This window comes from Streptomyces sp. NPDC058685 (assembly GCF_042714725.1).
Classification (GTDB): domain Bacteria; phylum Actinomycetota; class Actinomycetes; order Streptomycetales; family Streptomycetaceae; genus Streptomyces.
Genome location: NZ_JBHXSL010000012.1, coordinates 91,209 through 116,693, shown reverse-complemented (window position 1 = coordinate 116,693; position 25,485 = coordinate 91,209). Strand labels below are relative to the sequence as shown.

Sequence of the window (25,485 nt, the reverse complement as noted above, 5' to 3'; positions counted from 1 at the left end):
GGCCGCCCACATCGGGCGGGAAGCCCATCTGCCTTTACATGTAAGGGGCTTCGATCGTTCTTGTCGGGGATGCGCCCGGTCCGAAAGGAGGAGATGACGGCCTCCCGGGCTCACCGCCGGGCAGGAGGAGACGGCCTGAATGTGCCCCTAGCGTCAGAACCGAGACGCAGGCGCCGTGTTCGCGTCCGGGAAAAGGGGGCAGCTGTCATGGAGAACGCAGCGAGAGGACCGCGCGGTCTCGCCGCGCGGGCAGGCGGCTGGAGCGCCCGGCACCGATGGGCCGCGGTGGGGATCTGGGTGGTGTTCGTCCTGGTCGCCATGGTGGCCGGCTCCGCCGCGGGCACGGTGGAACTGAAGGACAGCGACCAGTTGAAGGGGGAGACCACCCAGGCATCGAAGATCACCGAGGACGCCGGGGTCGACGAGCCCGCGAGCGAGTCCGTACTCCTCCAGGCAAGGAACGGCTCCCTCAAGGCCACCGACGCCGAGTTCCGGTCGGCGGTCGACGCGGTGATGAAGGCGGTGAACGCCACCGGTGAAGTCAGCGGCGTCACCTCGCCGTACACCACCCGGAGCATCTCGAAGGACGGACGCAGCGCGCTCGTCCAGTTCGATGTGCGCGGCGAGGCCGAGACGGCGAGCGAGCGGATCGAGCCTGTGCTGAAGGCTGTTGCCGATGTGCAGGACAGACATCAGGAGCTGCGGATCGAGGAGATCGGCGGCGCCAGTATGAACAAGACGTTCGACGACGCCTTCGGTGACGACTTCAAGCAGGCCGAACTCTCGGCCGTGCCGGTCGCGCTCGGCATTCTGCTGATCGCCTTCGGCGCGCTGGTGGCCGCGCTGCTGCCGGTCGCCCTCGCCATCACCGCCATCATGGCGACGATGGGTCTGATGGGTGTCGTCAGCCATGTCATGCCGATGAGCGAGACGGCGAACTCGGTGATGCTGCTGGTCGGTCTCGCGGTCGGCGTCGACTACTGCCTCTTCTATCTGCGCCGTGAGCGCGAGGAGAGGGCCGCGGGGCGCGACGCGCACACCGCGATGCAGATCGCCGCGGCGACCAGCGGCCGGGCCGTCATCGTCTCCGGTGTGACGGTGTGCGTGGCCATGGCGGGCATGCTGTTCACGGGCATCGGTGAGTTCGAGTCCATGGGCCTCGCGTCACTGATCGTGGTGGCCGTGGCGATGGCCGGCTCGGTGACCGTTCTTCCCGCGCTGCTGTCGCTGCTCGGCGAGCGGGTGGAGAAGGGGCGCATCCCGTTCCTCAACCGGGCCAAGCGCGGCTCGAACGGCGAGAGCCGGCTGTGGACCGCGGTCCTCGGCGGAGTGCTCAGGCGGCCGATGGTCTCCCTCGTGGTCGCCGCGGGCGCACTGGTCGCCATCGCCCTGCCCGCGATCGGGATGAAGACCCAGAACCTCACCCTGGACCAGGAGTTCGGCGACTCGGTGCCGATCGTGGCCACCTACGAACGGGTCAACGAGGCCTTCCCCGGCGGCGCGGACCCGGCCGAGGTGGTCATCAAGGCGGACGACATCAACGCCGCGCCCGTGAAGTCGGCCATCGCCGACTTCCGTGCACAGGCGGTGAGTTCAGGCGCGTCCAGGGGCCCGGTCGAGGTCGTCACGCACGACGCCGAGAACATCGCCTTCATCTACGTCCCGCTGGTGGGCGGTTCCGACCAGGAGAAGGCGGAGAAGAGCCTGGGCATCCTGCGCGAGGAGGTCCGGCCCGCCACGCTCGGCGCGGTCGACGGCGTCGAGGCGCCGATCAGCGGCCAGGTCGCCGGCTCGAAGGACTTCAACGACCAGCTCACGGGGTCCGTCGCACCGGTCTTCGCCTTCGTGGTGGTGTTCGCCTTCATTCTGATGCTGCTGTCGTTCCGGTCACTGACGATCGCGGTCACCTCGATCGCGCTCAACCTGCTGTCGGTGGGCGCGGCTTACGGAATCCTGACCGCGGTCTTCCAGCACGGCTGGGGCGCGTCACTGGTGGGCGCCGAGGGCGTGGGCGCGATCATCTCCTGGCTGCCGCTGTTCCTCTTCGTGATCCTGTTCGGGCTCTCGATGGACTACCACGTCTTCGTGGTCTCGCGGATCCGCGAGGCGAAGATGCAGGGCCGGAGCACACGCGACGCGATCACGCACGGCGTGGTCACGACGGCGGGAGTGGTGACGAGTGCGGCGGTCATCATGGTGGCGGTGTTCGCCATCTTCGGGACGCTGTCGATGCAGTCGATGAAGCAGATGGGCGTGGGCCTGGCGGCGGCGGTGCTGATCGACGCGACGATCATCCGCGGAGTGCTGCTGCCGGCGGTGATGGCGCTGCTGGGTGAGAAGAACTGGTACTTCCCGAAGTGGCTCCGGTGGCTGCCGGACATGACCCACGACGAGCCGGTGGTTCCGGTGGAGGCGGGAGCGGGGGTGCGGGGTCATGACGACGACGGGCGCGGTGCGCCGGTAACCGTCTAGAAGGCGCTGGGTACGGGGCGGGCGCGGGTCCCAACCCGGGCCGCGGGCACAGCCCCTGAGCTGAGGCTCTCGGACGCCGATCTGACCGCGGAGGAGACCCGCGCACCGCCCCTGACGAACCGCCCCTGCGACAAGCACCCCGACTGCGCGTCCTCGATCGCCGGACCGGCTTCCTCCCGAAGCCCGTCCGGCGATCGCCTCATGTCCGCGGCAGCTCGGCCGCGCTCACAGCCGAGCAAGCTCGGCCTCTTGTCACACCCCCGGCAGCTCCGCCTCGATCAGGTCCGCCGCGCGCGGTGTGCCGCCCTCCCCCGCCATCCCCGCCCCGATCTCCGTGAGCCGGCGGGCCACCTCCGGATCCGAGGCCAGGGACAGCACCGCCTCCCGCAAGTCCTCCGCCGTCGCCGTCATCGAGTCCAGACGGCGTGCCACTCCCAAACCCACCAGCATGTCCGCGTTGCCGAACTGGTCGACCGCCTGCGGCACCGCGACCATCGGGGTGGCCGTCGCCAGACCCTCCTGGCTGCCGCCCGCGCCCGCGTGCGTGATGAACGCGTCCGCCTCGCGCAGTACCGCCAGTTGCGGCACCCACGAGCGCACCTCGATGTTCGGCGGCACGTCCCCCAGCTCCGACTCATCGACGTAGCGGCCGATCTGGAGCACCACGTGCCAGCCGGGCAGCCCTCCGAACGCCTTCACGCACTCGCGGTAGAACGCGGGGACCTTGGTGAAGGCCGAGCCCAGCGAGACGAGCAGCACCTTCTCCGCGCCGGCCGGCCGCTGCCACTCCCCCTGGTCCTTGCGCTCGCCCTGGCAGGCGCCGACGAAGGTGTGGACGGACTCGTCGACCCGGTCGGCGTTCGGCTGAAGTGCCCTGGGGATCAGGACGATCGACCGCGCCGGGCGGCCGACGAAGGCGTCCGGGTCACGGTCGGCGAGCCCGTTCTCCGCGAGCCACCCGCGAAAGCGCGCGTAGTACGCCCGGCCGCGCTCGGACGCCTTGAGTTCCGCGAACATCGGCTCGGCCACCTCCTCCTCGTAGCCCTCCCAGGCGACGAGGTTCGGGGAGAGCGAGACGGCGGGCACGCCCCAGCGGTGGGCGAGGACGCGCGCCGGGTAGGAGGTGATGTCGTGGATCACGAGGTCCGGCTCGTCGCCCTCGAAGGCGGCCGCCAGCTGGGGCAGCACCTGGATCGCGTCGTGGAGGAAGGGCTCGATGTTGTCGATGAGTTCGGTCCCCCACGCCTCCGGTTCCTCCTCCGTGGGCAGGGTCGAGGTGTAGACGACGGGCGTCGCTCCCGTCGCGGCGACGCGGTCCGCGTACGAGGCGGGGATCGCGTAACTGACGCGGTGGCCGCGCGCGACGAGTTCCCGGACGACCTCGATGCTCGGGTTCACATGCCCCGGGGCGGCGATGGAGAACATGGCGATATGGGCATGCTGTCGTTCGGTCATGGGTCCACCGTAAACGAGACGATACGTCTCGTACAACTACGCAACCCGGCCGGGGTCAGCGCTGGTAGCGCGCGAGCACCAGATTGCCGTCCTTCACCAGCCGCTTCTCCAGCTCCTTCCGGTCGATGGCACCGCTGTAGTACTCCTGGAGTGCGGGCGTCGCCACCTTGTCCTTCCACTCCGGATAGCCGCGGACCGACTGCGCCGGGGCGGACCGCAGACTCCGCGCGAGCTCGGCGCCGGTCGACCAGCCGTCCTTCGGGGTGTGCAGCGCCGGATCCGCGAGCGCGCGTGTGCCGGTCGGCAGCATCCAGTCCCCCTGCGCGAGGCGCACCATGTTGGGCGGCCGGAGCATGAAGTCGATGAACGCGGCCGCCTCCTTCTTATAGGGACTGTCCTGCGCGACCGACAGGGTCTGCGGACTGACGCCCTGCGCGTTCCCCTCCTTACCGGCGGGAGCCGGCAACACCGTCCACTCGAAGCCCTTCGGCGCCTGCTGCACGACCTGCTGCCGGAAGGAGAAGCCCAGCGGCACCATCGCGTACTTACCGCCGAAGAGACCGGGCAGCGTGTCCGAGCCGCTCATGCCGAGCGTGGTCCGCGCGGCACTCCGGTCGGTGTTGACCTGGTCGTGGACCGTCCCGGGCATCACCCCGTCGGCGTCCGTGAACCGGACGGTGACCCTGCCGTCGTCGCCCCGGTGGAAGAGCCGCCCGCCCGCCGACAGCCCGAGGTTGAGGGTGACGGAGACCGGCTCCTTGAGCGGCCAGGCGACGCCGTACCTCCCCTTGCCCATCGCGGCCGTCAGCGTCTTGGTGACCTCACGGAACTCCGCCCAGCTCCACGGATCCGCGGCCGTCGGGACCCTGACCCCGGAGGCGTCGAGGATCTTCTTGTTGGCGATCAGGACCCGCGGTTCCTGGAGGAAGGGGACGCCGTAGGTCTTCCCGTCGAAGGTGGCCGTCTCCCAGCTCTGCCGGGGGATGTCGTCCTTCAGCCGCTGGGGCAGGAGGCCGGTCAGGTCGGCGAGATAGCCGCCGTACGCGAAGTCCGCGAGGTCGTCGGACGCGTCATGGATGATGTCCGGCGCCTCACCGCCCTCGAACGACGTCAGCAACTGGTCGTGGACGCTGTCCCAGCTGCCCTGGACGTAGTCCACCTGCACGCCGGGATGGGTCCTGTTCCACTCCTCGACGAGCTCCTTGTTCGCGTCGACGGACTCCTTCTGCCAGGCGAGGGACTGGAACCGGAGCCTGACGGTCCCGTCCGTCCGCCCTTCGTCGCCGTCCGAGCAGCCGGTGAGCAGCAGGGCCAGCACCGTGGCCGCGGCGGCCAGCGTCCGCGCGCGCATCAGGACTTCACCGCCCCGGCCAGCATGCCGCCGGTGATCCGCTTCTGGATGACCGCGAAGATGACGAGCGAGGGAAGCGTGGCGAGAAACGCGGCGGCGGCGAGGGGTCCGAGATCGGCGGCCCCCTCCGCGCCGAGGAAGTGCGTCAGGACGACCGGCAAGGTCTGCTTCTCCGGGGTCTTGAGCAGGACGAGCGCGAAGAAGAACTCGTTCCATGCGGTGATGAACGCGAACAGCGCGGTGGCGACGATGCCCGGCGCGAGGAGCGGCGCGGTGACCGACACCAGCGTGCGCAGCCGGCCCGCGCCGTCGACGGCCGCGGCCTCCTCCAGCTCGCGCGGCACCGCCCGTACGTAACCGACGAGCATCCAGAGCGCGAAGGGCAGCGCCCACACGACGTACACCATGATCAGCCCCGCGAGGGTGTTGATCAGATGCAGGTTCTTGAGGATCAGGAACAGCGGAATGATCACCAGGACGAACGGGAACGCCTGGCTGACCACCACCCACCCGGTGGCGGCGGTGGAGAGCTTGCTGCGGTTGCGGGCCATGACGTACGCCATCGGCGTCGCGATCAGCACCGCGATCACGGAGGCGGACACCGCGGCGATCAGACTGTTCCCGGCTGCCTGGAGCAGCGGCTGTTCGTCGAACGCCTGCCGGAAGTTGTCGAGCGTCGGGTTCTCCGGGATCCAGGTGGGGTGCAGCGAGCCCAGTTCCCGCGGCGGCTTGAAGGCCGTGGAGATCAGCCAGAGGAAGGGAAAGGCGAGAAAGACGAGGTAGCAGGCCAGTGCGGCGTACTGTCCCGCGCGGCCGGCCCTGCCGGTACGGAGCGTGGTCACTCGTCCCCTCCCTTGAGCCGTCCCACGAGATAGAGGGCGAGCATCACGGAGATGACCGCGACCATCACACAGCCCATGGCGGCGGCATAGCCGAACTGTCCGTAGCGAAAGGCCTCTTCGTAGGCGAAGAGCATGGGGAGACGGGTGCGTCCGCCCGGCCCGCCGTTGGTGAGCACGTACACCAGCGCGAACGAGTTGAAGTTCCAGATGAAGTTGAGCGCGGTGATCGCGAGGGCGATCGGCTTCAGCGCCGGCCAGGTGACCGTGCGGAAGCGGCGCCAGGCTCCGGCGCCGTCGAGGGCGGCGGCCTCGTGCAGTTCGTGCGGTGTGTTCTGCAGTCCGGCGAGCAGGGCCACGGTGGTCTGCGGCATGCCGGCCCAGATGCCGACGACGATCACGGCGGGCAGGGCGGTGGCCAGCCCGGTCAGCCAGTCGCGTCCGTCGCCGAGTCCCAGGTCCCGGATCGTCTCGTTGAGGATGCCCGCGTCGGGGTTGTAGACGAGACGCCACATGATGCCGACGACCACCTCGGGCATGGCCCAGGGAATGATCGCGAGGGCGCGGGCCAGCCAGCGCAGCCGGAGCCGCTGGTTCAGCAGCAGCGCGAGACCGAGCGCCAGCACGAACTGCGGCACCGTCACACCGACCGCCCACAGCAGGCCGATCCTGAAGGAGTCCCAGAACAGCGTGTCGTGGAGCAGGTCCTGGAAGTTGAGGGTGCCGATCCACTGGGTCGGCTCGGTGCGTCCGGCCTGGGAGTCCGTGAACGCCAGCGAGATGCCGTAGAGCAGCGGCCCCACGCTGAGCACCAGTATGGGGATCAGCGCCGGGAGGACCAGGAACCAGGCTCCATGGTCCGTCCTGCGCGCGGACCGCGGCGCTGCGGTCGCCGATGTCACGGAATCGACTCCTTCGGGCGGCTGGTCCTGCTGGTCCGGCCGCCCTGGCGGCCCCCGTCATCGTGCTGACGGCCCGTCGCTTCGTCAACCCCACCTGCACGGATGCAAGACTTTGGCGGATTCACAAGGCTGTGGGAGCGAGAGCGGGAGTGGTGCCGGATGGACGAGACGAGGGCACGCGAGGTGCTGAGGGCCGCCGGGCTGCCGGCCGACGCGGCACTGCTGGCGCTCGGCGAGAACGCGGTCTTCTCGGCGGACGATCTCGTCGTGAAGGTCGGCCGGAGCGTCGGTGACGAGACCCTTCAGGCGCGGGCGGAACGCGAACTGGCCATCGGCGTCTGGCTCGCGGAGGCGGGGGTGCCCGCGGTACGGCCCGCGGAGCCGCGGGCACGGCGGGTCGAAGGGCACCCGGTGACGCTCTGGCACCGCCTCCCCGACGCGGTGCGCCCGGCCGACGCGACGGACCTCGCCGTTCTGCTGCGTCAGGTGCACGCGCTGCCCGAGCCGGACTTCACGCTGCCGCGGCGGGAGCTGCTGGGCGGGGTCGAGCGGTGGCTGCACCTGGCCGGGGATGCGATCGACCCGGCGGACGCGGCCTATCTGCGGGAGCGGCGCGACGGTTTCGCGGCGGCGTCGGCCGCGCTCACCCCGCACCTGCCGCCCGGGCCGATCCACGGGGACGCACTGCCCCGCAACGTCCATGTGGGCCCGGACGGCCCGGTACTGGTGGACCTGGAGACGTTCTCCGGCGACTTCCGCGAGCACGACCTGGTGGTGATGGCCCTGTCCAGGGACCGGTACGGCCTGGGGTGGGAGGCGTACGAGTCCTTCACCGAGGCGTACGGGTGGGATGTGCGGGAGTGGGAGGGGTGCGAGGTGCTGCGGGGCGCTCGGGAGACGGCGAGCTGTGCGTGGGTGGCACAGCACGCGCCGACGAACGAGGCGGCGCGGCTGGAGTTCGGCCGCAGGGTGGAGTCCCTGCGGACGGCCACGCCGGACGTCCGCTGGTACCCCTTCTGACCACCTGTCTCGGACCCGCGCGCCCGGGACGGACCGCGCGACGCGCGTCGTCCGACCCGCCCGGCGTCAGGACTGGAGCACGGCCTGGATGTCGAGGTCGATCTTGATCCTGTCGCCCACGACGGTGCCGCCGCCTTCGAGGGGCATGTCGAAGGAGATGCCGAACTCCTTGCGGCTGATCTCGGTCGTGGCGGCGAACCCGGCCCGGGTGCCCAGGGGGCTGTCGACCTGGACACCGTTGTACTCGACGGCGAGCTCCACCGGACGGGTGGTGCCCTTGATGGTGAGGTCGCCGGTGACCGTGTAGTCCGTGCCGGAGCCCCGCACACCGGTCGTCACGAAGGTCATGACCGGATAGCGGTCGCTCTCGAAGAAGTTGGTGCTGCGCAGGTCGTTGTCGCGGTCCTCGTTGCGGGTGTCGATCGAGGACATGTCGATCTCCACGCGTGCGGAGGAGAGCAGCGGGTCCTCGGCGATGGTGATCTCGCCGGAGAATCTCTCGAAGCTGCCGCGGACCTTGGACACCATCAGGTGGCGCACCGAGAAACCCACCGAGGAGTGGACGGGGTCGATGGTCCACGTGGCGGGGGTGAGGTCCGGGATCTGCTGTGGAGCGGTCATGCGAAGCGCCTCCGAGTGTCGTTCGAACCGTCGGCAACGGTCTCGTGGGATGCGTAACCCGGTCGGACGTCACCAAACGGCCCGTCCGGGCGAGGCGCCCCCGACCCCCTGTCGTGGCGCGTGCACGGCCCCCGACCGTCCCCGGATGGCCCCGGACGGCGCTCTTCGCCGCCGGACGGGAGGACGTCAGGAACCCGTCGGCGCGACCTCCCGCAGGGGCCAGGACGCGTCCACCGTCGCGTCCGCGCTCCCCTTGCGCCGCAGGAAGGCCTCGAAGTCCGTCGCCCACTCCGCGTACCACTCGATCTGACGCTCATGCAGCTGCTCCGGCGTCAGCGACGCCACCGGCACATGACGCTGAGCCAGCGCGCACGCCACCCGCACGGCCGCCAACGCGTCGGAGGTCGCGTCGTGGGCCGTGTCCAGCAGCACGCCGTACTCCCCGCACACCGCCTCCAGATTCCGCTTCCCCTTGCGGTAGCGGTCGACGGCGCGGTCGATGGTGTACGGGTCGATCACCGGGCCGATGGGGCGGCCGCCCAGCCGGTCGCTCAGCGAGGCCAGCCCGTGCCGGCGCAACTCCGCCGTCAGCAGGGTCAGATCGAACGCGGCGTTGTACGCGACCACCGGCACGCCCCGTGCCCAGTATCCGCACAGCGTGGCGGCGATCTCCTCCGCCACCTCGCGTGCCGGACGCCCTTCCGACGTCGCCCGCTCACTGCTGATGCCGTGGATCGCCGAGGCCTGCGCGGGGATGAGGATGCCCGGGTCCGCGAGCCACACCCGCCGGTGCACCGGCTCCCCCGCCCGGACCTCGACGACCGCGGCCGTCACGATCCGGGCCTCCAGCGGCTCCGTGCCCGTCGTCTCCAGGTCGAAGCCGACCAGCGGTTCCCCGTGCCAAGCCATCGTGGCCCTCCTCCGTACTGCGTGATGCCGTCCCCCGTGCGTTGCTCACCCTCCCACGCGGCACTGACAACCCAGGCCGCCGGCCGCCGCACGCGGACCGTTCAGGAGACGGGCCGTGAGTCCGCCCAGACCGACTCGAACTCCTCGCGGTAGGTCTGGAACAGACCGTTCTCGGTGTCGTTGCCGGCGCGGACCACGGCCCGGCCCCCGCCGCGCAGCACCAGGACGGGCGCCTCCATGCCGCGCGCCTTGCGCAGATAGGACTGGATGACGGCGAGCCCGTCGGCGCCGTCGCCGTCGACGAGGTAGGCGGTGAAGCGCGGCGTCTCGTCGAAGACGTGGATCTCGAAGGCTCCCGGGTCGCGCAGCCGGGAGCGCACCCGGCGCATATGGAGGATGTTCATCTCCACCGTGCGGCTCAATTCGCCCTTCTTGATTCCGAGTTCCCGCTCGCGTCGCTTGACCGCGCTGCTGGCCGGGTTCAGGAACAGCAGCCGGATGCGGCAGCCCGACTCGGCGAGGCGGACCAGCCGGCGGCCGGAGAAGTTCTGGACGAGCAGGTTCAGGCCTATGCCGATGGCGTCGAGCCGGCGGGCGCCGCCGAACAGGTCCTCGGCCGGCAGCTGGCGCTGGAGCCGCACCCGGTCGGGGTGGACGGAGACGACGTCCGCGTACCGGTCGCCGACGAGCTCCTCGACCGCGTCGACCGGCAGCCGGTCGGCGGAGGGGACGCCGGCGCCGCTGCCGAGTATCTCCAGCAGCCGGCCCGAGGCGCGCTCCGCCTGGGCGAGCACCGCCTCGTTCAGAGCCCGGTTGCGGGAGACGACGTTGCGGGCGACCTCCAGCTCGTCCAGCGCGAGCTCGACATCGCGCCGGTCGTCGAAGTAGGGCTCGAAGCAGGGCCAGTGCTGGACCATCAGCTCGCGCAGCTGGGGCAGGGTGAGGAAGGAGAGGACATTGTCGTCGGCGGGGTCCAGCAGATAGCCCTTGCGGCGCGAGACCTCGCGTACGGCGACGGCCCGCTGCACCCACTCCTGACCGGCGGGCCCGGCCGCGGCCACCACCCAGTCGTCGCCGTGCACCGGTTCGTAGATGGGGCGCAGCACCGCGGCCACCACGGCACGCAGCCGCTGCTCCACCAGATTCAGCCAGATGTAGGCCCGTCCGGCCCGTTGCGCGCGCGTACGCACCTCGCTCCAGGCGTCCGCACCCCAGTCCAGTTCCGCCCCGATCTCCATCGGCCTGGCGAGGGAGACCGCTCCTGGCGGGACCTCGGCGGAGTCCCCCTCGTGACTCGCGTCACCTGGGGGTAGCTCCAGCCCTCCCGAGCTCACCCGCGCACCGCCTTCCCGTCCCCCACCCAACGATCAAGGAAGACTACTCCGCATGCGGGACAAGGTGCAGCCGGATCGAGGGGCGGCTTTCCCAACTCCCTTGATCCTCTTGGACGTTCCGCCTGGCGAGATCTGCCGGAGTGAGGGGTTTCATAGCGGTTGGGGTACCCGGGCGACAGAAGGAACACGATGTTGACCGCGTCGTCCACTGCCATGGAGGCGTTCGGCGGGGATACTTTCGGGGAGGATCTGGGCCAAGTGCCCTCCAGCACCCGGATCAGAAGTGGAAGAGTCATATCTATGCAGGTCTGGCCGGGACAGGCGTATCCGCTCGGCGCCACGTACGACGGCGCCGGCACCAACTTCGCGGTGTACTCCGAAGCCGCACAGCGCATCGAGCTGTGCTTGCTGCACGACGACGGATCAGAAACGGCGGTGGAGCTGCGCGAGACGGACGCCTTCGTGCGGCACGCGTATCTGCCGGGCGTGATGCCGGGTCAGCGGTACGGCTTCCGGGTGCACGGCCCCTACGAACCGGAGCGGGGGCAGCGCTGCAACTCCGCCAAGCTCCTCCTCGACCCGTACGCGCGTGCGATAAGCGGCAGCATCGACTGGGGCGAATCGGTGTACGGCTACCACTTCGGCAAGCCGGACTCCCGCAACGACCTGGACTCCGCGCCCAACACGATGACGTCGGTCGTGGTCAACCCGTACTTCGACTGGGGCGACGACCGGTCCCCCCGGACGGACTATCACCGGACGGTCATCTACGAGGCCCATGTGAAGGGCCTGACGATGCTCCATCCGGAGCTGCCGCAGGAGCTGCGCGGCACCTATGCGGGGCTCGCGCATCCGGCCGTCATCTCGCATCTGACCGAGCTCGGGGTGACGACGCTGGAACTGATGCCGGTGCATCAGTTCGTCAACGACCACCGGCTGGTGGACGCCGGTCTCAACAACTACTGGGGCTACAACACCATCGGTTTCTTCGCCCCGCACAACGCCTACGCCTCCTGGGGCGACCGCGGTGAGCAGGTGCTGGAGTTCAAGCAGGCGGTGCGGGCCCTGCACCAGGCCGGTATCGAGGTCATCCTCGACGTCGTCTACAACCACACGGCCGAGGGCAATCACCTCGGCCCCACGCTGTCCTTCCGGGGTCTCGACAACGCCTCGTACTACCGGCTCACCGACGACCGCCGCTACTACATGGACACCACGGGCACCGGGAACTCGCTGCTCATGCGCAGCCCCCATGTGCTCCAGCTGATCATGGACTCGCTGCGGTACTGGGTGACCGAGATGCACGTCGACGGCTTCCGCTTCGACCTGGCGGCCACGCTGGCCCGTCAGTTCCACGAGGTGGACCGGCTGTCGTCCTTCTTCGACCTGGTGCAGCAGGACCCGGTGGTCAGCCAGGTGAAGCTGATCGCCGAGCCGTGGGACGTGGGCGAGGGCGGCTACCAGGTGGGGAACTTCCCGCCGCTGTGGACCGAGTGGAACGGCAAGTACCGCGACACCGTGCGGGACCTGTGGCGGGGCGAGCCGCGCACGCTCGCCGAGTTCGCCTCCCGGCTGACCGGCTCGTCCGACCTCTACCAGGACGACGGCCGCCGGCCGCTCGCCTCGATCAACTTCACCACCTGCCACGACGGTTTCACCCTGCACGACCTCGTCTCGTACAACGACAAGCACAACGACGCCAACGGCGAGGGCAACCGCGACGGCGAGAGCCACAACCGGTCCTGGAACTGCGGCACCGAGGGCGACACCGACGACCCCGAGGTCGTGGAGCTGCGGGACCGTCAGATGCGCAACTTCATCGCGACGCTGATGCTCTCCCAGGGTGTGCCGATGCTCAGCCACGGCGACGAGTTCGCCCGCACCCAGGGCGGCAACAACAACGCCTACTGCCAGGACAACGAGGTGTCCTGGGTGCAGTGGCCCGAGCCGGGCACGGACACGGACGGCACACTCCTCGCCTTCACCCGGGCGATGGTGTGGCTGCGCCGCGACCACCCGGTGTTCCGCCGCCGGCGCTTCTTCCACGGCCGTCCGGTGGAGGGGACGCACGACGAGCTCTCGGACATCGCCTGGTTCACGCCCGAGGGCGAGGAGATGACCCAGCGGGACTGGCAGGCGGCGCACGCCAAGGCGCTGTCCGTCTTCCTCAACGGGCACGCCATCTCCGAGCCCGGGCCCCGGGGCGAACGGATCGGGGACGACTCGTTCCTGCTGATGTTCAACGCCAGCGCGGAGGAGCTGGACTTCGCGGTGCCGGTGAACCACGGCCGGCAGTGGCAGGTGGTGGTGGACACCGCCCGCAAGGAGGGCGTCCCGCCGGGCCAGGGCCCGAAAGTGGCGGCCGGTGAGCGGGTGAAGCTGGTGGGCCGGAGCCTGACGGTGCTCCGCCGGCCGGCCTGAACCACGGCGCCCCGACGGGGTTCCCGGCGCGGCAACGGACATCAGCGGGCGGAGCTCTCCACGGGCTCCGCCCGCTCCGTCGTCGCCGGTGCCCCGGTCCGTACCGTCCACGACAGCGCGGCGCACAGAGCGGCGGCCGCCACCGCCACGGCGAACGCCGCCGCCGGGCCGCCGGACTCCGCCAGCGCGCCGGACAGCATGACGGCCGCGGCCTGACCGGCGACGACACCGCTCGTCAGGAAGGCCATGCATTCGGCGAGCCGGGCGGCCGGAACACCGCGCTCGGTCAGGGCGAACACCGTGATCAGCTGAGGCGCGTACGCGACGCCGAGCACGGTCACCACGGCGTACAGAGCGCCGAGCGAGTCCACGAACAGCAGGGGCGCCGACAGGACGACCAGCGCGGCGGTCGAGATCCGCCAGCGGGTGGTGAGCCCGAGGCTCGGCGGGAGCGCGGCCAGGGCGAGGCCGGCGACCGCGCTCATCACTCCCATGGCCGCGTAGACCAGGGCCGCCTGTTCCGGCCGGCCGAGTCGGTCCGTCAGTGCGGTGATGCCGGCCTGCGAGGCGCCGAACATGGCGCCCTGGAGGACCATCGCGACCCGCAGGACGTGCACCGCGCCGGACAGCCGGGGCTTTCCACGGGACGGGGCCGGTGCGGCCGTGGCTCCGGTCCGGGCGGCCGTCGGATGCAGGGCGAAGGCTGTGCCACACACCGCCAACAGCGCCGCGGCCAACAGCAGCGCGGCCGCCGGATGGGCGAGGGTGGCCGCGATGCCGACGAGCGCGGGACCGAGGACGAACGACACCTCGTCGAGGGTGCCCTCGAAGGAGAGCACCGCGCCGGTCACCCGGTCGTCCGCGCCGGAGCCGCGGGCCAGGGCCACCGAGCGGCTGCGGGCCAGCGGCCCGATCTGCGGCACCGTCGCGCCCGCGAGAGCCCCGAGGAGCACCAGCAGGGCCGTTCCGGCGTCGCCGAGGGCGGCGAGGACGAGCGCGGTCACCGCGACGGCGTTGGCGAGAGCGGCGGCGAGCACGACGCCCCGCTGGCCGCGGCGATCCGCCGCACGGCCGAGCAGGGGGCCACCCACCGTCTGGCCCCCTGCCAGCGCTCCCCCGACGAGACCCGCGGCCGCGAGGCTGCCACTGGTCTCGGCGACCAGCAGCAGACTGCCGAACTGGCACATCGCCGTGGGCAGTCGCCCGAGGAAGGAGATGACCGGCAGCAGTGGCCCGGTGAGGGCCACGACCTCGCGATACGTGCGGAGCATCGGGCGAACGTAACCCGATCGGCCGATACCGGCGCAGGGACGGATGACACAGAAGCCCTCAAGGTGGGTACGTACGTTCGCATGAGGCCCACCGCCACGTACCGGCTCCAGATCCAGCCGGACTTCACGTTCATGTCCGCCGCGGCAGCCGTGCCGTACATCGCCGGACTCGGCGTCTCGCATCTGCATCTGTCGCCGGTGCTGGAGGCCGTGCCCGGCTCCACACACGGGTACGACGTCGTCGATCCGACCCGGGTGCGCGAGGAGCTGGGCGGTGAGGAGGGCCTGCGGGCGCTCGCCCGCACGGCACGCGAGCACGGTCTCGGGCTCGTCCTGGACATCGTGCCGAACCACATGGCGGCCGTCCCCCGGCACAACCCCGCCCTGTGGGAGGTGCTGCGGGAGGGGCCGCTGTCGCCGTACGCACCGTGGTTCGACATCGACTGGGAGGCCGGCGGCGGGAAGGTGCTGCTGCCGGTGCTCGGCGGACGGGTCGGCGACGAGCTCGGCTCCTTCAAGGTCGTGGGAGATGTGCTGCACTACGGCGAGCAGCGCTTCCCGCTGCGCGAGTCGACCTCGCACCTTCCGCTGCCCGAGCTGCTCGAAGCGCAGTGGTACCGGCTCGGCTGGTGGCGCCTCGCCCGCACCGAGCTCAACTACCGCCGCTTCTTCACGATTTCGGACCTCATCGGGGTCCGGGTCGAGGACCCGGACGTCTTCGAGGCCACGCACACCAAGATCCTGGAGCTGGTGCGGGACGGTGTGGTGGAGGGCCTGCGGATCGACCATCCGGACGGGCTCGCCGACCCGGAGGGCTATCTGCGCCGGCTGGACGAGGCGACGGGCGGCGGGTGCTGGACCGTCGTCGAGAAGATCCTGACCGGTGACGAACGGCTTCCCGCGGGCTGGCCGGTGGCGGGCACCACGGGGTACGACGCGCTGCGGCAGCTGGACGGGCTGTTCACCGATCCGGTGGGCGCCGAGGAACTGGTCACGCTCTACCGGGAGTTCGCGGGCCCCGCGGGTGACCGCGGCGGGTACTGGGAGGCCACGGTGCGCCGCGCCGCGTACCGGGTGGTCACCCACGAGCTGGCCGCCGAGACCGCCGCGCTGACCCGGCTGGCGGAGCGGGTGTGCGACCGGGATACAGCGCTGCGCGACCATGCGCCCTGGGCGCTGCGGACGGCGATCCGGGAACTGCTGGTGCGGGTGCCGGTCTACCGTCCGTACCGCGTCGGCGGGGACGAGGTCCTCACCGTGAAGGCGGCGGCGAGCGCCAAGGGCGCCTTCGCGGTCCCGGAGGAGGGCACCGCGGTCGATGTGGTGCGCGATCTGGCGCTCGGCCGGCTCGGCGACGGCCCCGACCACGTGGCCTTCCGTGCCCGCTTCGCACAGACGTCCTCGGCCCTGCGGGCCAAGTCCGTGGAGGACACGGCGTTCTACCGCTATGTCCCGCTGATCTCCGCCAACGAGGTCGGCGGCGACCCGGGCAGCCCGGCCGTCGCCCCCGAGGACTTCCACGCCTACTGCGCACGGCTGGCGCGCGACTGGCCCTCCACCGGCACCGTGCTGACCACCCACGACACCAAGCGCAGCTCCGATGTGCGGGCCAGGATCGCGGTGCTGTCCGAGTGTCCGGACCGGTGGGCGGCGTTCGTGCAGCAGATCACCGAGGAGGCCGACCGGCTGGAGGGAGGGCGGGCTCCCGATCCCCATCTGGCGTGGGTGGCGTGGCAGACCGCCGTCGGCTTCGGGTTCCCCTACGAGGGGCGGCTGCGCGAGGCACTGCTCAAGGGCGTGCGGGAGGCGGCGCTGCACACCACCTGGACGGAGCCGGACGAGGCGTACGAGAGGGCCGTCGCCGACTTCGTGGAGGCCGGTCCCGAGGGGCCGCCGCTGTACTCGGTGGCGCAGTTCGCCCGTGAGCTGGACCCGTTCGTGCGGGCCAATGTGCTGGGGTCCGCGCTGCTCCAGCTGACGATGCCGGGGGTGCCGGACCTCTATCAGCGCACGGAGGGCGAGTTCCTCGCGCTGGTGGATCCGGACAACCGCTATCCGTTCAGTGAGGCCCTGCCCGACGAGAAGACGGCGCTGACCCGGGTGGCGCTGCGCCTGCGCCGGGAGCGGCCGGAGGTCTTCGGCGAGTCGGGGACCTATGTGCCCCTGGTTGCGAGCGGTCCGGCATCCGCGCACTGTGTGGCTTTCTGCCGTACGGGCGAGGTGGTCACGGCCGTCACCCGGCTCTCCAGGCGGCTGGCCGCGGCGGGCGGCTGGGAGGGGACGGAGCTGACCCTGCCGGAGGGGCGCTGGGCGGATCTGCTCGACGGTGCACGGGAGTTCGACGGCGGCGCGGTGCCACTGGCCACGCTGCTCGCCGACCGGCCGGTCGCGCTCCTCAGCCGCACGGCCGTACGAGAAGGCTCCGAGGGGAGCGGGTGAACAGTCCGGTCGCCGCGGGCCGGAAGCCGTCGGCCCACCGGAGGCGGGGCATCGCGTCGAAGAGCGCGCGCAGTCCGTGCTCCGCCTCCAGCGCGGCGAGCTCCACGGCGGGGCAAGCGCCCGGCCCGAAGGTCAGCTGACCGGTGTCCTCCCGGGTGAGGTCGAACAGGTCGGCATCCCGGAAGCGGTCGGGGTCGCGGCCCGCGGCCCCGATCAGACAGGCGACGGCGGCGCCCGCGGGGATCGTGCCGCCGCTCACCCGTACCTCGATGGAGGCCCGGCGCACCACGACGAGTACGGGCGGGTCGCGCCGCAGCGACTCCTGCCAGGCGCGACCGATCAGCCCGGGGACGCCGCGGAGCGCGGCGATGCGGTCGGGGTGGTCGAGGACATTGGCGAAGAACGACGCGAGGGCCATCTCGCGCACCGACAGCTGGGCGACGCACCTGCCGGCGGGACCGGCGGCCGGCGCCCTGCGTCCGCGCCCGCCGAGTGCTCCCGTGGGCAGCCAGCGGCAGAACTCCTCGACCAGGTCGGCCTGTTCCCGCCGGGCGATACGGTGCGCGAGGACGTACGAGGTGCGCTCCACGACCTCCTGCAACGCCTGCGGCACGGCACCCCGGTGGGGGACGCAGCCCCGGTCGCCGGGCCTGCGGCCGTCGACGAGGCGGGGGTCGCGCAGGGCCGCGGCCACGTCGGCGTAACGGCTGAGCAGCCAGGCGCCGACGGAGGGGTCGTAGACGAGGGGGTGGTCCTCGCGCAGGCGGCGGTAGAACGCGTACGGGTCCTGCTCACGGGTCCGGGAGAGCAGGCCGGGCAGGGGCGCGGGACGTGCCGTCGTGGAGGGCTGGACCGGTATCAGATCACCGGGTGCGGCAGCGTCCATCGTGACTCGTTTCCCTGAGACCGCCGCGCCGTCTCGTCACGCGGATCTCCCCAAGGCGACCACCGGTGCGCGGTCGGCGCAGTCCGCGTGCGCCGGACGGGTGAGGATGCGGCGGGCAGGGCTCGTCCGCCTGTGGCTTCGGGCGCAGAACAGCCTGCGTACGGGCGTCGGGCCGGACCGGGGGCCGGACCACCTGCCCCGTCAGCGCGCCGTGAGCCGGAAGCTCATCCGGCCGAAGCCCACCATGTCGCCCTCGCGCACCACGACCGCCCCGGTCACGCGCTGTCCGTTGACGGTGGTGCCGTTGGTCGAGGCGAGATCGCGCAGGATCCACCGGCTGCCCTGCATGCTCAGTTCGGCGTGCAGCCGCGAGACGCTGTCGTGGCTCAGCCGCAGACCGTTGCCCGGGTCGCGGCCGATCCGCAGGGGGTACGGGCCGGGTTCCGGCAGCAGCAGTGGGGGCAGCTTCTCCGCCTGCCACGCCCTGCGGAGCCGTACGAAGAACGCGGACACTCCGCCCACCGCGCCGAACAGCACCTGTGACGCGCGGTTCTCGACGCGGAGATCGGCGGTGAGCACGCTCAGTTCCTCCGGCCGGCGCGCGACCAGGGCCAGCTCCATGCGCCGCAGGAAGGTGTCGTGCGACAGCTTGCCCTGCGCGGCGCCCTCTCGGAGCACGCCGACGACACGGTCCCGCTCGGCATCCGACAGCCGTGCGGGGTACGTGTGGAACTCGGGGGACGACGTCACGTCCGTAATTGTCGGGCCGAAAGGCCTGAGGTGTCCAGAAGAACCGGCGTTCTCATCCCTCCCGACCCACCGCTGACCTGCACGGAAGCAAACATTCCGGCCCAGGAAAACCTCGTAGCTCCTGCCCGCGCGGCTGTTACTGTCCCTCGGATCCGAACACCTGAGGAGCCCTCACACGTGACAGCTGTACCGGCGGCACACCCGGAGTTCACCGTCCGCGCGCTGAGCGGACCGGACGAACTCCCCCTGTTCCAGCGCCTTTCGTACGTTCTCGACCATGAACTCGAGGACGACCTCGCCACCGGCCGGCGGCGTCCCGAGTGGATGTGGGTCGCCCTGCGCGGGGAGCGGGTTCTCGCCCGGCTCTCCTGGTGGACGACCGCAGGCGGCGACAGGCCGCTCGCCCTCGACTTCTTCGACGTCGACGACGAACTGCCCCCGGCCGAACGGTCGGAGGCCGGGCTGCGGCTGCTGGAGACCGCGACGGCCGCGGTCCTCCCGGCCGACGTGCCACGGCCGGAATACGGGCGCTTCATCCCGCCCGACTGGCGCGAGGACCCGACCGCCCGCGCGGTGGTGGAGACCCGCACGGCCATCCTGGAGGCGACGGGCGCCCGGCCGCTGGTGGAACGGCTGCGGCTGGAGTGGCGCCCGGGAACGGCCGTGCCGGCGCCGGGCGGACGTCTGGACTTCCGCGCCGTCACCGACCGGGACGATCTCCTCGCGCTGATGACTCCGGTCATGGAGGGCACCCTCGACGCGCACGCCCGGGACGATCTCGCCTCCGGCCTCACCGCCCGCGAGGCGGCGGAGAAGCACTACGACGAGGAGCTCGCCGGCTACGCGTCGCCGCGTGCGTGGTGGCGGATCGCCCAACTGCCGGGCAGCGGTGAGCCGGTGGGCTTCGTGATCCCCGCCCGCAACAACTACAACGCGATCATCGCGTACATCGGGGTGCTCCCCGGCCACCGCGGCAAGGGTTACATCGACGAGATCCTCGCCGAGGGCACCCGCGTCCTGGCCGCCGAGGACGTCCCGCGGATCCGGGCGGCGACGGACCTGGCCAACGTGCCGATGGCGAAGGCCTTCGAGCGGGCCGGGTACGTGAACTTCGAGCGGGCGATCAACTTCGTCTGGGACTGATGCCGAGCTCCTGGACCGATACCGGGGCCCGGGACCGGTACCGGGACCGGGCGAGGTGGTCGTCCCGGAGAGGTGCTCCGCCGGCAGCCGCCGGGTGCCTGTGCTCCGGTCCCGGGCGGAGGGGGCCGAGCGCCGAGGTCCGGCGGGCCCGGTCGCGAGTTCCCGGAGTCCCGGACCGCGGACCGGAGTTCACTCGGGAAAGCGCTGGACGGCTCGGGCCGTGGCCGTCTACGGTGATCACCACGCCTGTGACGACGGAAGGAGGCGAGTGCGATGTCCACCACACGATTCCCGCGCTCCCGCCCCGTCCACCCGGCGTTCGCAGTCTGACCGGGAGCGCATCACCCTGATCTCTTCCCGGAGGACTTCCTCATGACCGATCTGGTCATCCGCGCGCTCGACGAGAGCGACGCACATCTCTTCGACTCGCTTCCCGACCCGCTCGGCGTCGGCCGTGCGCTGTCCCGTGCCACCCACCGGCCCGACTGGAAGCGCGTCGCCCTGCGCGACGGCAAGGTCGTCGCACGGGCCGCCTGGTGGGGCGGTCCCGACGACACGGCCCCTGTCAACATCAACTGGTTCGACGTCGCCGAGGGCGAGGAGGCGGCGGGCGCCGAACTGCTGCGCACCTCCCCGCACCAGGTGGAGTACGAGCTGATCCTGCCCGCCGGCTGGCGCGAGGACCCCGTGCTGCGGGCCGCCGGTGAGAGCCGGCTGCGGGCCGCGCAGGGTGCCGGAATGACCGTGCTGGTGGAGCGCTTCCAGTACCGGTGGACACCGCGGAACGGGCTGCCGGAGCGGCCGGGCCGGCTGGTCTTCCGGCCGGAGCCGGACGACGAGGTCTTCCTCGACGTCCTGCGCCGGGTGCACTCGTCGACGCTCGACGCCCACGCCCTGCGCGCGATCGCGGAGGGCGGTGTGGACCGGGCGGCTCGGGAAGAGCTGGACTTCTTCCACTGGTGCCCGTCGCCGCGCGAGTGGTGGCAGCTGGCCCACACCCAGGACGGGGAACTGGTCGGGCTGCACATCCCGGCGCACAATCCGTCGGGGCCGTGCGTCGGCTTCATCGGGGTGGTGCCCGGGCAGCGCGGTCACGGTTACGCGTACGACCTGCTCGCGGAGTGCACGCACTTCCTGGCCGAACGGGGCGCGGAGTTCATCGCGGGCGCCACCGACCAGGGCAACTTCCCGATGGCGGCGAACTTCACCAGGGCCGGGCACCCGGTCGTGCAGGAGCGCATCCACCTGGAGCCGGCCCGGCAGGACTGAGCTGATGGGCCGGGGCGTCCGGAGTTCCGGGCGCCCCGGCCCGCGTCCTCGTCTCCCTGCCCGTGGCCCCTGCCCTACTCCGGCGCCGGCGTGCCGATCCGCTTCTCGAACCAGTGGTGGGCGTACGGCTCGTCGTTGAAGGCCGGGACCTCCTCGAAGCCGGCGGAGTGGTACAGGCCGATTGCCGCGTCGAGTGCCTTGTTGGTGTCCAGCCGCAGTACGCCGCAGCCGTGCCGTACGGCCCGCTTCTCCAGCTCCGCGAGGAACCGGCGGCCGAGACCGAGGCCCCGGGCCCGGGGGGCGACCCACATCCGTTTGATCTCGGCCGGGGCACCGGCCGGCAGCTTCAGACCGGCGCAGCCGATGGGTTCGCCGTGCATCCGGGCCACGAGGAACAGACCCTGCGGCGAACGGAGTTCGCCCGCGTCGGGCAACAGGCTCCTGGCGGGGTCGAAGCCGTTGTCGAAGCGCTCCTGAAGTTCGGTGACGTAGGACCGCAGGCAGCCCCGGGCGTCGGGGCCGTCCGGGTCGACGGCGTCCAGCGTGACCGTCGCGGCGGTCAGCAGGCGGTCGACCTCGGCCATGGCCGCGACCAGCCGGCCGCGCTGGGCGGGGCTGAGCGGTTCGAGCATGCAGCCCGCCAGCTCGTCGCTGCGGCCGTCGAGCACGGCGCGCTCCACACGGCCCGCGTCGGTGAGCCGGACGGTGCGCACCCGTCTGTCCCGGGGCTGGGGTTCCACCGTCACCAGACCCGCTGCCTCCAGCGAGCGCAGCAGGCGGCTGACGTACCCGGAGTCGAGCCCGAGGCGCTCGCGCAGACGTCGTACGTCCTGACCCCGGTCGTCGATCTCCCAGAGCAGCCGGGCCTCGCCGATGGGCCGGTCGCGGCCCAGGTAGTGGTCCTGGAGCGCGCCGACGCGTTCGGTGACGGTGCGGTTGAACCGGCGCACCTGTCCGATCTGCGTCCCATCCATTCTCTGACCTTAGTCAGACAATGGTGTGCGGTCCAGGGCGGTCCGCATCCCGGACGCGCGGCGCGAGGGCGCGCTGAGCGGCGATGACGTCGCGGTACCAGGCGTACGAGGCCTTGGGCGTGCGCCGCATCGTCGCGTAGTCGATGTGGACGAGACCGAAGCGCTGGGACGCGCCCTCGACCCATTCGATGTTGTCGGTGAGCGACCAGGTGAAGTAGCCGCGCACGTCGACCCCCTCGTCGACGGCCTGGTGCAGCGCCCGCAGATGCGCGTCCAGGAACGCGATCCGGCGGTGGTCGTCGAGTCCGTCGTAGGAGCAGCCGTTCTCCGTGATGTACACCGGCGGCAGGCGGTCGCCGTAGCGGTCCTCGAGGTGGACCAGCATCTCGCGCAGTCCGTCGGGGACGACGGGCCAGCCGAAGTCCGTGCGCTCCTCGCTCGGTGTCTCCCGCAGCCCGAAGGGCAGTTCGGCCGGCATGCCGACGCCCGCGAAGTCGCCGAGCGCGTCCTGGGCGGGGGCTCCGACGAGCATGGGCTGGTAGTAGTTCACGCCGTACCAGTCGAGCGGGGCGGCGATGACGGCGAGATCCTCCGCCACCGGGCCGGGCATCAGCGCGGCGAGGTTCTCGTCGGGGTAGGCGCCGGTGAGGACCGGGTCGGCGAAGAGCCAGTTGGTCAGCGTGTCGTAGAGGTCCGCGCCGAATCGGTCCTCCTCGCTCGTGCCCGCGGTCCGTACGGGCGAGTGCGACACGGCGATGCCGATGTTCGTCGCGCCGGCCGCCCGCAGGGCCGCGACACCGAGTCCGTGGGCGAGCAACTGGTGGTGGGCCGCGGGCAGGGCGTCGAACAGCAGCTGCCTGCCGGGGGCGTGCTCGCCGAGCGCGTAGCCGAGCAGGGTGACCTCGGCGGGCTCGTTGACGGTGATCCACATGGGGACGCGGTCCGCGAGCCGCTCGGCGACCGCGGAGACGTAGTCGGCGAAGCGGTGGGCGGTGTCCCGGTTCAGCCAGCCGCCCGCCTCGTCCAGCGGGAGGGGGGTGTCCCAGTGATAGAGCGTGGGCGCCGGGGTGATGCCGTTCGCGCAGAGTTCGTCGACGAGCCTGTCGTAGAAGCCGAGCCCGGCCGCATTGACCGGACCGCTGCCGCCGGGCACCACCCGCGGCCAGCTGACGGAGAACCGGAAGGCGTCGGCGCCGAGCCCCGCGAGCAGGGCGACGTCCTCGCGGTAGTGCTCGTGGAAGCCGGTGCCGCGCGAGGCGTCGGAACCGTCCTTGATACGGCCCTGGGCCGCGAAGGCGTCCCATCCCGACGGCCCCTTGCCGTCGGTGGTCGCGGCCCCTTCCGTCTGGAAGGCGGAAGCGGAGGCGCCCCACAGGAAGCCGGGCGGAAAGGCGGGCAGCGGTGGCATGGAGCTGGCCGATGACATAGCCGTTGACCTTAATGGCCGCAACGTCACCCCCTCCAGACCCCGGCCTTGTCAGGATGGGGGTCGGCATCGACGACGAGGGGACCGCCAGTGCTGTTCGAGGTGTGGGCACCGCAGGCCGAGGAGCAGGTCACGCTGTGGCTGGAGGGCGCCGAACGCCCGATGGCCCGCGACGCAGAGCGCAGGGACTGGTGGACCGCCGAGGCGGAGGCCGACGACGGCGCCCGGTACGGCTTCTCGCTGGACGGCGGTCCGGTGCTGCCCGACCCCCGCTCGCGCCGCCAGCCCGAGGGCCCGGACGGCCCGAGCGCGCTGGCACGGCAGGACACCTATGTGTGGCGCCACGCCTGGAACGGGAAAGGGCTGCGGGGTGCGGTGCTGTACGAGCTCCACATCGGCACGTACACCCCCGAGGGCACGCTCGACGCGGCGGCCGAACGTCTGGGCGAGCTGGCCGAGTTGGGCATCACCCACATCGAGCTGATGCCGCTCTGCCCGTTTCCCGGGGTGCACGGCTGGGGCTACGAGGGGGTGTCGCTGTGGGCCGTGCACGAGCCGTACGGCGGCCCGGAGGCACTGAAGCGCTTTGTCGACACAGCCCACGCGCACGGCCTCGGCGTGGTGCTGGACGTGGTCCACAACCACTTCGGCCCGTCCGGCAACTACCTGCCCGCCTTCGGCCCCTACCTCACCGACACCCACACCACGCCCTGGGGCTCGGCGGTCAACCTCGACGCCCCCGGCTCGGACGAGGTCCGCGCCTTCCTTCTCGGCAGCGCGCTCGCCTGGCTGCGGGACTACCGGCTGGACGGCCTGCGCCTCGACGCCGTGCACGCCCTGGTCGACCACCGTGCCCTCACCTTCCTGGAGGAACTCGCGGCGGCGGTCGACGGACTCTCCGCAGAGGTGGGGCGCCCGCTGTTCCTGATCGCCGAGTCGGATCTGTGCGACCCGCGCACGACGACACCGCGCGACGCGGGCGGCATCGGCCTGCACGCGCAGTGGAACGACGACTTCCACCACGGCCTGCACACCGCCCTGACCGGCGAGTCCCAGGGCTACTACGCCGACTTCGCCGCAGCGCCGCTCGCGGCCGTCGCCAGGACCCTCACCCACGGCTTCTTCCACGACGGCACGTACTCCAGCTTCCGTGGCCGCACTCACGGCCGTGCCCTGGACGTGGCCGCCACGCCCGCCCACCGCTTCCTCGGCTACGCCCAGACACACGACCAGATCGGCAACCGGGCACTCGGCGACCGTCTCTCGGCCTCCCTCTCCCCCGGGATGCTGGCCTGCGCGGCCGCGCTGGTGCTGACCGGGCCGTTCACCCCGATGCTGTTCATGGGCGAGGAGTGGGGCGCCCGTACGCCCTGGCAGTTCTTCACGGACCACACCGACCCGGAACTCGCCGAAGCCGTACGCAACGGCAGACGGCGGGAGTTCGGAGAGCACGGCTGGCCGGAGGAGGAGATCCCGGACCCCCAGGACCCGGCCACCCGCGACCGCTCCTGCCTGGACCGCGCGGAACGCGACCGCGAACCGCACGCCCGGCTGCTGGCCTGGCACCGCGAACTGATCGCCCTGCGCCACGCCCAGTCGGACCTGGCGGACCCGGACCTGGCCGCGGTGAAGGTGGCGTTCGACGAACAGGCGCGCTGGCTGGCCTACCGACGCGGCGATCTGCGGGTCGCCATCAACCTGTCGAAGGAACCGGCCGCGATCCCGCTGGGTGGCGGGGGGAGGGTGCTGGCGGCGTGGGAAGCGGTCGAACCGCCGGGCGGGGACGGGGTGTTGCACCTGCCGGCGGAGTCGTGTGTGGTGCTGGCGGACGGGTGAGGCCGTCGTGGCGGGTGCGGCCTTCCCTCCGCGGCGGGCGCGGTCAGTCCATCAGGTCCGGCCAGATGGTGAAGTCCCTGTCGTCCACGACGTCCGTCGTCCTCGCCCTGCCTCGCCGCGAGGGCCGGAGCCACAGGTAGGCCAACACCCCCCGAGCAGGGTTCACT

At 71.5% G+C, this 25,485-nt stretch carries 19 protein-coding genes; 7 read left to right on the top strand and 12 right to left on the bottom strand.

Going from position 1 to position 25,485, the window contains the following annotated elements:
• Positions 1-207: 207 nt before the first annotated feature.
• Positions 208-2,472: an MMPL family transporter gene (locus ACFWU3_RS14230; protein WP_384435996.1), complete on the top strand. Its 2,265-nt coding sequence runs from the start codon at positions 208-210 to the stop codon at positions 2,470-2,472.
• A 252-nt stretch (positions 2,473-2,724) separates the two neighbouring features.
• On the opposite strand, the gene mgt is transcribed toward ACFWU3_RS14230, so the two are convergent.
• Genes mgt through ACFWU3_RS14210 form a run of 4 tightly spaced genes read right to left on the bottom strand, consistent with a single transcriptional unit; the run spans position 2,725 to position 7,019 of the window.
• Entirely contained in the window at positions 2,725-3,927 is a 1,203-nt protein-coding gene (gene mgt / locus ACFWU3_RS14225) for a macrolide-inactivating glycosyltransferase (protein WP_384435993.1), read from the bottom strand.
• 55 nt (positions 3,928-3,982) lie between these two features.
• Positions 3,983-5,278, bottom strand: a complete 1,296-nt coding sequence (locus ACFWU3_RS14220) for an ABC transporter substrate-binding protein (RefSeq protein ID WP_384435990.1) — start codon at positions 5,276-5,278, stop codon at positions 3,983-3,985.
• Positions 5,278-6,120 carry a carbohydrate ABC transporter permease gene (locus ACFWU3_RS14215; RefSeq protein ID WP_384435987.1) on the bottom strand — a complete coding sequence of 281 codons (843 nt, stop codon included), beginning with the start codon at positions 6,118-6,120 and terminating at the stop codon, positions 5,278-5,280. Before ACFWU3_RS14215 ends, ACFWU3_RS14220 begins: the two co-directional genes overlap by 1 nt.
• Complete coding sequence (locus ACFWU3_RS14210; RefSeq protein WP_384435984.1) at positions 6,117-7,019, bottom strand: carbohydrate ABC transporter permease; 903 nt, start codon at positions 7,017-7,019, stop codon at positions 6,117-6,119. Before ACFWU3_RS14210 ends, ACFWU3_RS14215 begins: the two co-directional genes overlap by 4 nt.
• A gap of 159 nt (positions 7,020-7,178) precedes the next feature.
• On the opposite strand from ACFWU3_RS14210, the gene ACFWU3_RS14205 reads away from it, so the two are divergent.
• Entirely contained in the window at positions 7,179-8,039 is an 861-nt protein-coding gene (locus ACFWU3_RS14205) for a phosphotransferase enzyme family protein (protein WP_384435981.1), read from the top strand.
• 66 nt (positions 8,040-8,105) lie between these two features.
• Here ACFWU3_RS14205 and ACFWU3_RS14200 read toward each other — a convergent pair whose 3' ends face one another.
• From ACFWU3_RS14200 to ACFWU3_RS14190, 3 genes are all read right to left on the bottom strand, one after another.
• On the bottom strand, positions 8,106-8,660 hold the full coding sequence (locus ACFWU3_RS14200; RefSeq protein WP_384435978.1) for a YceI family protein: 555 nt from the start codon (positions 8,658-8,660) through the stop codon (positions 8,106-8,108).
• Positions 8,661-8,846: 186 nt separating this feature from the next.
• The gene (locus tag ACFWU3_RS14195) at positions 8,847-9,569 is read right to left on the bottom strand and encodes a 3'-5' exonuclease (RefSeq protein ID WP_384435974.1); all 723 of its coding nucleotides are present in this window, start codon (positions 9,567-9,569) and stop codon (positions 8,847-8,849) included.
• Between the two features lie 101 nt (positions 9,570-9,670).
• Positions 9,671-10,903, bottom strand: a complete 1,233-nt coding sequence (locus tag ACFWU3_RS14190) for an SAV2148 family HEPN domain-containing protein (RefSeq protein ID WP_384435971.1) — start codon at positions 10,901-10,903, stop codon at positions 9,671-9,673.
• Positions 10,904-11,203: 300 nt separating this feature from the next.
• Between ACFWU3_RS14190 and glgX the strand changes: the two genes are divergently transcribed.
• Positions 11,204-13,324: a glycogen debranching protein GlgX gene (gene glgX, locus ACFWU3_RS14185; protein WP_384435968.1), complete on the top strand. Its 2,121-nt coding sequence runs from the start codon at positions 11,204-11,206 to the stop codon at positions 13,322-13,324.
• A gap of 41 nt (positions 13,325-13,365) precedes the next feature.
• Here the strand turns inward: glgX and ACFWU3_RS14180 are convergent, their stop codons facing one another.
• Complete coding sequence (locus ACFWU3_RS14180; protein ID WP_384435965.1) at positions 13,366-14,595, bottom strand: MFS transporter; 1,230 nt, start codon at positions 14,593-14,595, stop codon at positions 13,366-13,368.
• An 81-nt stretch (positions 14,596-14,676) separates the two neighbouring features.
• On the opposite strand from ACFWU3_RS14180, the gene treY reads away from it, so the two are divergent.
• The gene (treY, locus tag ACFWU3_RS14175; RefSeq protein WP_384435962.1) at positions 14,677-17,034 is read left to right on the top strand and encodes a malto-oligosyltrehalose synthase; all 2,358 of its coding nucleotides are present in this window, start codon (positions 14,677-14,679) and stop codon (positions 17,032-17,034) included.
• Here treY and ACFWU3_RS14170 read toward each other — a convergent pair.
• Both ACFWU3_RS14170 and ACFWU3_RS14165 read right to left on the bottom strand, forming a co-directional pair.
• Positions 16,991-17,920, bottom strand: coding sequence for a cytochrome P450 (locus ACFWU3_RS14170; RefSeq protein WP_384435959.1), 930 nt, complete (start codon positions 17,918-17,920; stop codon positions 16,991-16,993). The two genes, treY and ACFWU3_RS14170, sit on opposite strands and share 44 nt — an antisense overlap.
• A gap of 201 nt (positions 17,921-18,121) precedes the next feature.
• Entirely contained in the window at positions 18,122-18,670 is a 549-nt protein-coding gene (locus ACFWU3_RS14165; protein ID WP_384435956.1) for a DUF1707 and FHA domain-containing protein, read from the bottom strand.
• 177 nt (positions 18,671-18,847) lie between these two features.
• Between ACFWU3_RS14165 and ACFWU3_RS14160 the strand changes: the two genes are divergently transcribed.
• Together ACFWU3_RS14160 and ACFWU3_RS14155 are read left to right on the top strand one after the other, a co-directional pair.
• Positions 18,848-19,813, top strand: a complete 966-nt coding sequence (locus ACFWU3_RS14160; RefSeq protein WP_384435953.1) for a GNAT family N-acetyltransferase — start codon at positions 18,848-18,850, stop codon at positions 19,811-19,813.
• Between the two features lie 372 nt (positions 19,814-20,185).
• Positions 20,186-21,082 carry a GNAT family N-acetyltransferase gene (locus tag ACFWU3_RS14155; RefSeq protein ID WP_384435950.1) on the top strand — a complete coding sequence of 299 codons (897 nt, stop codon included), beginning with the start codon at positions 20,186-20,188 and terminating at the stop codon, positions 21,080-21,082.
• Between the two features lie 74 nt (positions 21,083-21,156).
• On the opposite strand, the gene ACFWU3_RS14150 is transcribed toward ACFWU3_RS14155, so the two are convergent.
• Positions 21,157-22,056, bottom strand: coding sequence for a GNAT family N-acetyltransferase (locus ACFWU3_RS14150; protein ID WP_384435947.1), 900 nt, complete (start codon positions 22,054-22,056; stop codon positions 21,157-21,159).
• A gap of 13 nt (positions 22,057-22,069) precedes the next feature.
• Positions 22,070-23,482: a GH1 family beta-glucosidase gene (locus tag ACFWU3_RS14145; protein WP_384435944.1), complete on the bottom strand. Its 1,413-nt coding sequence runs from the start codon at positions 23,480-23,482 to the stop codon at positions 22,070-22,072.
• 90 nt (positions 23,483-23,572) lie between these two features.
• Between ACFWU3_RS14145 and treZ the strand changes: the two genes are divergently transcribed.
• Positions 23,573-25,318, top strand: coding sequence for a malto-oligosyltrehalose trehalohydrolase (gene treZ / locus ACFWU3_RS14140; protein ID WP_384435941.1), 1,746 nt, complete (start codon positions 23,573-23,575; stop codon positions 25,316-25,318).
• Positions 25,319-25,485: the final 167 nt, after the last annotated feature.